This window comes from Streptomyces aurantiacus (assembly GCF_001418335.1).
Classification (GTDB): domain Bacteria; phylum Actinomycetota; class Actinomycetes; order Streptomycetales; family Streptomycetaceae; genus Streptomyces; species Streptomyces aurantiacus.
In genome coordinates this window covers 1-6,989 of the sequence record NZ_LIPP01000156.1, presented here as the reverse complement: position 1 = coordinate 6,989, position 6,989 = coordinate 1, and the positions used below count along the sequence as shown (strand labels likewise).

Genomic DNA, 6,989 nt, shown 5'->3' with positions numbered 1-6,989 from the left:
ATCCACGACCTCGGCTGCGGCACCGGCTCCATGGGACGGTGGCTCGCGCCCCGGCTCGACGGGCCCCAGCACTGGGTGCTGCACGACCGTGACCCGTATCTGCTGCACTTCGCCGCCGTCGGGTCGCCCCGTTCGGCCGCCGACGGCAGCCGCGTCACGGTGGAGACCCAGCGTGGCGACGTCGGCCGGCTGACCCCGGACTCCCTGGCCGGGGCCTCGCTGGTGACCGCCTCCGCACTGCTGGACGTGCTGGACGCCGACGAGATCGAGGCGCTGGCCGCGGCCTGCGCCGGAGCCGGCTGCCCCGCCCTCCTGACCCTCTCGGTGGCGGGACGGGTCGAACTCACCCCGGCCCACCCGCTGGACGCCGAGATCACCGACGCGTTCAACGACCACCAGCGGCGCGGAGACCTGCTCGGCCCGGAGGCGATCAGCGAGGCCTGCGACGCCTTCACCCGGCACGGCGCGACGGTACAGATGCAGCCCAGCGCGTGGCGCCTGGGCCCGGACGAGTCGGCGCTGATGGCGGAGTGGCTGCGCGGCTGGGTCGGCGCGGCCGTCGAGCAGCGCCCCGAACTGGCCACCCGGGCGGCGGCCTACCTCCGGGAACGCCTCGCGGCCTGCGAGGCGGGCGAGTTGAGCGCGGTGGTCCACCACAGCGATCTGCTCGCGCTGGCCCGCCCGGTGGGAGAAGCCTGATGGGCGCGGGAGCCGTGGCGCAGGAGGAACGGTCACCGGCCGCCGCCCCGGACGACGAGCTGTCGACCGCGACGGTACCGGTGGCGGCGGTACCGACAGCGGCGGTATCGGCGGTGGCAGCGGTGGCGGTCCGCGACAGCGACGCGGACGGGACGGCGGAACGCCCGCACTCCGACGCGGCCCCCGGTACCGACGAGGCCCCTGGTACCGACGCGGACCCCGGTGCCGACGCATCTGCCGTGCGCCCGCGCGGCGGCAGGGCCGGCGTCATGGCACGCGTCCGTGCCCGCCTCGACTCCCGCCTCCTGCGTACCCACTTCGGCACGATCGCCGGTGTCCTCATCCTCACCGTGCTGACCTGGCGGCTGGGCACCGGCGTCTTCCTGGACGGCCTGCGCCGGATCGACGGAGCCACGCTCCTCGCGGCGCTCGGCATCGGCCTGCTCACCACGGTGTTCAGCGCCTGGCGCTGGTGCGTGGTCGCCCGGGGCATGCGGCTGAGGCTGCCGCTGGGTCCGGCCGTCGCGGACTACTACCGCGCGCTGTTCCTCAACGCCGCGCTGCCGGGCGGCGTACTCGGCGACGTCCACCGGGCGGTACGGCACGGGCAGAGCGCCGGGGACGTCGGCCGCGGTGTGCGTGCGGTCGTCCTCGAACGGGTCGCGGGCCAGGCTGTACTGGCCGTGGTCGGGATGGCCGTACTGCTCACCCAGCCCTCACCGGTCCTCGACGAGACCAGGCACCTCCTCCTGCTGCTGGCCGCCGTCTCGGTGTGCGGCGTCGTGACCGTGGGCGCCGTCCGCAGCAGGAGCAGGGCGCCGCGCACCTCGCGCCGCTACCTGGCCGTGCGGGCCACGCTCACCGAGGCACGCGGGGCGCTGCTGGCCCGCGGCAGCTGGCCGGGCGTGGTGGTGTCGTCCGTCGTGGTCCTCGCGGGACACGTCCTGATGTTCCTGCTCGCGGCCAGGGCGGCCGGATCGGCCGCGCCCGCCGCCGAGTTGGTGCCCCTGGCGCTGCTGGCCCTGATCGCCATGGGGCTGCCGCTGAACGTCGGCGGCTGGGGACCCCGGGAGGGCGTCACCGCCTGGGCGTTCGGCGCCGCGGGCCTGGGCGCGACCCAGGGCCTGACCGTGGCCGTCGTCTACGGCGTACTCAGCTTCGCCGCGAGCCTGCCCGGCGTCGCCGTACTGGTGGGGCGCTGGTACGCGGGACTGCGCGGCCCGCGGGCGGCCGGCGCGGGCCCGGACCCGCAAGAGGCCGAAGAGAACGGGGACGCTCAGTGCGGATCAACGACCGGCGGTACGGCGGCGGCGACGGCGGCGACGGCGTCCTTCTCGGACTCCGATGTCAGCAGGGAGAAGTACGCTCCGAAGGAGCCGGCGAGCGAGGCCAGAAGTTCCTTGCCCTTCCCCGCGGAGGCCCTCGAAGGGCGGCCGATGACACCGGACTTGGTATAGGCCGACATACCGAGGGAGAGCAGGTGCCGCCGGTCGTCGGCGACGAAGTCCGAGGTCTCGTAACCGGCCTTGAGGAATTCCGGATTGGTGTGCAGCAGAATGGAGGTCTCGATTTCCCCCGCATGCATATCGGTGAGCAGCGAGGTCTCCACCCCCGCCGCCTCCCGGGCCGCTTCCCAGTCCTCGGCCGCCGGGAACAGTGCCATTCGAGCGCCGGTGGCGGAGGATTCCTGGACGACATTGCCCAACACGTAATTGCCGCCATGCCCATTGATCAGTACGAGTGTGTCCACACCCGACCGACGCAGCGAATCGGCTATGTCCCGCACCACCGCATGGAGTGTCACGGAGGAAATGCTCACCGTTCCCGGCCAGGCCGCGTGTTCGTGCGAGCAGGAGATCGTCACCGGAGGAAGGAGATGGACGGGGAATGCGGCAGCGACCTCCCGGGCTATCGCACACGCGATCAGCGTGTCGGTCGACAGCGGAAGATACGGACCGTGCTGCTCGAAGCTGCCGACGGGGAGCACGGCGACCTGCCGCGCGACACCGGCGCCCCGAGCCCGTACGTCCTCGGTGGTGTCCGCGGGCAACGGCCCTGACACCGTGAGCCGTATTTCCGAACCGCCCGAATTGACCATGTTCTCGCGACCTTTCGTCTCTGCTTAGGAACCAGAATCATGACAGAAATAGATGGCGTACTCGCCGAGAAATCCCACTCCTCAGGCGTCGAGCGGGTCGTGAATGCCCCGCTGCCCACGGTGTACGGCGAGTTCCAGGCCGTCGGTTACCTGGACCGTACCCGCGGAGACGAACAAGTGGCTCTGGTGCACGGTGACATACGGGGAGAAGGCGTGCTCACCCGGCTGCACTCCGAGTGCCTGACCGGCGACGCGTTCGGGTCCAGGCACTGCGAGTGCGGCCCCCAACTCACCACCGCGCTGCGGGAGATCGCTGCGGAGGGCCGCGGCATCCTGATCTACCTCCGGGGACACGAGGGCCGTGGCATCGGTCTGCTGGCCAAGCTGAAGGCGATGAAGCTCCAGTCCGAGGGCCTCGACACGGTCGAGGCGAACCTCGCGCTCGGACTGCCCGTGGACGCCCGCGACTACGGCGTGGGCGCGGACATCCTGCACGACCTCGGCGTCCGTTCGGTGAGACTGCTGTCCAACAACCCGCGCAAGCGGGAGGCGTTGGTCCGCAACGGCATCAGGGTCGACGCACAGGTACCGCTGCTGATCCCGCCGTGCGACGACAACATCACCTACCTCCGCACCAAGCGCGAACGCCTGGACCACGACCTGCCCCACCTGGACGCAGTGGTGGGCCACCGCGTCTGACCGGCCCCGGCCCCGGCCCTCCACCCCGCAGCCGCCCCGCGCGCCGCCGACCTCGTCCGCGGCGCGCGGGGCGGCTGCGCGCCGAAGAGCGTCACCCGCACGCGCCGGGATCGCCGAACTCGTTTGCCAGGCAACCGACTTCACGTCGCGGACCGGACGCGAGGTCTCACGCGACCCTGTGCACACACCCGACCACGGTCGGGGGTCGGCCGGGCGGCTCCCGGCTTCGTCAGGTGCGGCTCGCGGCATGAGATGTACGACACACCCGTGACGAGTCGCGGAAATCAGGTACTCGGAAAGCCGGCCGCCGTCCGGATGTCCACACGGCGGGCGAAGAACCGGTTCGAGCGGAGCCCGTGCCACCGGTACGGGCCGGTCCCGACCGCATCCAACTTCTGCTACGACGTGCTCCAACCGCCCCCCGAGGCGCCTCCGGTGGGCGGCCGGACACGGTACGAGGGAGGTGCCTGCCGAGTGAAGTCCATGGTCACGGCCACGCGCGGGCAAAGCGCGCACTCCGGCGTGCGCGGGGGACGCCCGCCCCCGGGCACCTCGCGGGCGCGCGAAACGTTCGACGGACACCAGTGCGTTCCCGTGCGCTCCGCAGCGTCTCGGCCCGGGATCCGTGCGCCCGGGACACACGTCACACCTGGCACTTGGGTGCCCTATGCACACAGAATCGGACCGGTGGGGACGAGTCACGAACGGTACTGCTTCCGTGACTACGCAGCGTGAGGCAACCATTCTCCAGTTCGATTCGTATATCTCCGTGGAAGCCTTGCGGACCAGCCGGGCGGCGTGATGCCGGAGCGTCACGATCCGCTTGTCCGGGTCCGCACCGAGCAAGGAGAACCGATGCGACCGTTCGCGCTCAACTACGCCCGTCCGGCCCAGCAGTTGGAGGTCAGCGTTCCGTACGCTTATGACTCCAGACTGCAGTTGAACGTACTCCCGGACGGGCGGCTCGCCGCTCATGACTACGCCGTGTTGCGGGAGCTGGGCTCCACGACTTCCACGGCGGGCTCGAAGACCCACTTCGACGACTGAATCCGGACCTCCGACGATGACGGTTCTGATCCTGACGTGCGAACAGGATGTGACCGCGGACATGGTGCTGGCCGAACTGGACGCGAACGGCGTCCCGGTCGTCCGCCTCGATCCCGCGGACCTGCCCGGCCCGGTGGCCCTGTCGGGCGAGTATGTGCGCGGCGCCTTTCGCGGGCACCTGTCCGTCGCCGGCCGGCTGGTGAGCATGGGCGGCCTGCGGTCCGTCTGGGTCCGTAGGCCCGGTGCGCCCGCGACCCACGCCGCCGAGCCCTCCGACTGGCTGACCGAGGAGTCCGCGCAGGCGCTCTACGGCATGCTGCGCTCCACCGACGCCCGCTGGATGAACGACCCCGACGCGGCCCGCCGGGCCCGCCACAAGCCCTGGCAGCTGTCCCTGGCCCAGCGCTGCAGCCTGCCCGTACCCGCCACGTTGATCACCACGTTCCCGCAGGCCGCCCGTGACTTCGCGGTCCGCTTCCCGGATCTGGTGGTCAAGCCCGTCTCCGGCGCGCACCCGCAGGAACCGCCCAGGGCCGTACCCACCAGCCGGGTCGCCCCCGACACGGACTTCGCGGCCGTCGCCTTCGGCCCGACCCTGCTCCAACGACGGGTGGCCAAGCGCGCCGACATCAGGCTGACCTGTGTCGGCGACCGGCTCTACGCCGCCCGCAAGACGGTCGCCCCGGACGCCGACCCCGACGAGGTGGACGTACGGTTCGCCGCCTCCGACACCCCGTGGCACGCGGTGGACACGCCGTCGTCCGTCGCCGCCGGGGTACGTGCCTATCTCCGGGAGGCCGGACTGGCCTTCGGAGCCTTCGACTTCGCCGAGGACGCCGACGGGATGTGGTGGTTCCTGGAGTGCAACCAGTCCGGCCAGTTCGGATTCGTACAGATCGAAACGGGCCAGCCCATCGCGGCAGCCGTCGCCGACTGGCTGGCCGCCCCGAACCCGGCCGGCACGCAGTCGAACGGCAGCAGGTCATGGGCGATCGAGGGCCATTGAGGGCCGCTGAGGGCCGCGTGGGCTCAGGCCGAGACCTTCGACCGGCCCGGTGACGTCTGCGGCTCCCGCTCGCCGAGCCGTTCCGTCGGCACCTTGTGCGTCTCGCGTGCCGTGAGCGCGGCGATCACCGGCGGGACGCACAGCGCGGCCGTGAACAGGCCCACGGACACCCAGTCGTCCCCGTCGGGACCCGCTATCCGCGCGGCGAAGGTCACCGCGAACCCGGCGACCGCGAAGCCGATCTGCGTCCCGATGGCCATGCCCGACAGCCGGACCCGGGTCGAGAACATCTCACCGTAGAAGGACGGCCACACACCGTTCGCGGCGCTGTAGACGACACCGAAGGTGACGATGCCGAGGACCAGGACCAGCGGGTACGAGCCCGTGGAAATGGCCCACAGGTAGAGGAACATCAGTACGCCGCTGCCCGCGGCGCCGATCAGGAAGACCGGGCGGCGGCCGACGCGGTCGGACAGGGTGGCCCACAGCGGGATCGCGCCGAGCGCGACGAGGTTGGCCAGCGCGCCCACCCACAGCATGGACGTACGGTCCATCCCGACCGAGTCGCTGGTCGCGAACGCCAGCGCCCACACCGTGAAGATCGTGCTGACCGAGGCGACGAGGGAGGCCGCGACCACCCGCAGGACGTCCGCCCAGTGCTCGCGCATCAGCACGGCGAGGGGCATCTTCACGACGCCCTCGGTGGCGGCCTGCTCGGTGAAGGTCGGCGTCTCCTGGAGCTTGCGGCGGATGACGTACCCCACGACGGCGACCGCGATGCTCATCCAGAACGGGACACGCCAGCCCCAGGAGAGCAGTTGGTCCTCGGGCAGAGCGGCGACCGGGATGAACACCAGGGTGGCGAGGAGCTGGCCGCCCTGGGTGCCGCTGAGCGTGAAACTGGTGAAGAAGCCGCGTTTGTCCGGCGGCGCGTGTTCCAGCGACATGGAGTTGGCGCTGGCCTGCTCGCCCGCGGCCGAGATGCCCTGGAGGACCCGGCACAGGACCAGCAGCACCGGGGCCAGTGTGCCGACCTGGTCCCGCGTCGGCAGACAGCCGATGAGGAAGGTCGACAGGCCCATCAGGATCAGTGTGAAGACCATGATCTTCTTGCGGCCGACCTTGTCGCCGAAGTGCCCGAGGAACAGCGCCCCCACCGGGCGGGCCGCGTACGCGACCCCGAACGTGGCCAGCGACAGCAGCGTCGCGGTGGCCGGGTCCGACTCGTCGAAGAAGACCTCCGGGAAGATCAGCGCGGCGGCGCTCCCGTAGATGAAGAAGTCGTAGTACTCCAGCGCGCTGCCGATCCAGGCGGCCGTCGCGGCCTTCCTGGGCTGGCCGGGTGGCGCGTCGAGGGGTGCTGCGGGGACGGACACGGCGGTGCTCCTTCGGGGAACTCCAACGTAAGCGGAGTGGACGGAGGGGAGGGGAGGGGAGGAG

Annotated in this window: 6 protein-coding genes and 1 pseudogene; 5 read left to right on the top strand and 2 right to left on the bottom strand. The window is 71.4% G+C overall.

Annotation, left to right across the window (positions count from 1 at the left end; genetic code table 11):
• Together AOK01_RS21395 and AOK01_RS45200 are read left to right on the top strand one after the other, a co-directional pair.
• Positions 1-699: class I SAM-dependent methyltransferase (locus AOK01_RS21395; protein WP_169800151.1), on the top strand; the 699-nt coding region annotated here is incomplete at its 5' end.
• A pseudogene (locus AOK01_RS45200) lies at positions 699-1,808 on the top strand (lysylphosphatidylglycerol synthase transmembrane domain-containing protein); the annotation flags it as partial. The gene AOK01_RS21395 and the pseudogene AOK01_RS45200, both read left to right, overlap by 1 nt.
• Positions 1,809-1,975: 167 nt before the next feature.
• Here the strand turns inward: AOK01_RS45200 and AOK01_RS41455 are convergent.
• Complete coding sequence (locus AOK01_RS41455; protein WP_107099873.1) at positions 1,976-2,797, bottom strand: creatininase family protein; 822 nt, start codon at positions 2,795-2,797, stop codon at positions 1,976-1,978.
• Positions 2,798-2,836: 39 nt separating this feature from the next.
• Here AOK01_RS41455 and ribA point away from each other — a divergent pair, with 39 nt between their 5' ends.
• The 3 genes from ribA (at position 2,837) to tgmB (ending at position 5,549) form a co-directional block, all read left to right on the top strand.
• Positions 2,837-3,496, top strand: a complete 660-nt coding sequence (gene ribA / locus AOK01_RS21380) for a GTP cyclohydrolase II (RefSeq protein ID WP_055514113.1) — start codon at positions 2,837-2,839, stop codon at positions 3,494-3,496.
• Between the two features lie 855 nt (positions 3,497-4,351).
• Positions 4,352-4,543: a putative ATP-grasp-modified RiPP gene (tgmA, locus tag AOK01_RS21375; RefSeq protein WP_055514111.1), complete on the top strand. Its 192-nt coding sequence runs from the start codon at positions 4,352-4,354 to the stop codon at positions 4,541-4,543.
• Positions 4,544-4,559: 16 nt separating this feature from the next.
• Positions 4,560-5,549: an ATP-grasp ribosomal peptide maturase gene (tgmB, locus tag AOK01_RS21370; RefSeq protein WP_055514109.1), complete on the top strand. Its 990-nt coding sequence runs from the start codon at positions 4,560-4,562 to the stop codon at positions 5,547-5,549.
• Between the two features lie 23 nt (positions 5,550-5,572).
• On the opposite strand, the gene AOK01_RS21365 is transcribed toward tgmB, so the two are convergent.
• Positions 5,573-6,925: an MFS transporter gene (locus AOK01_RS21365; protein WP_055514107.1), complete on the bottom strand. Its 1,353-nt coding sequence runs from the start codon at positions 6,923-6,925 to the stop codon at positions 5,573-5,575.
• Positions 6,926-6,989: the final 64 nt, after the last annotated feature.

Bases quoted from the DNA above. Each gene is read 5' to 3' on its own strand.
- tgmA (WP_055514111.1), top strand. From the start codon at position 4,352: ATGCGACCGTTCGCGCTCAACTACGCCCGTCCGGCCCAGCAGTTGGAG.
- AOK01_RS41455 (WP_107099873.1), bottom strand. From the start codon at position 2,797: ATGGTCAATTCGGGCGGTTCGGAAATACGGCTCACGGTGTCAGGGCCG.
- ribA (WP_055514113.1), top strand. From the start codon at position 2,837: ATGACAGAAATAGATGGCGTACTCGCCGAGAAATCCCACTCCTCAGGC.
- tgmB (WP_055514109.1), top strand. From the start codon at position 4,560: ATGACGGTTCTGATCCTGACGTGCGAACAGGATGTGACCGCGGACATG.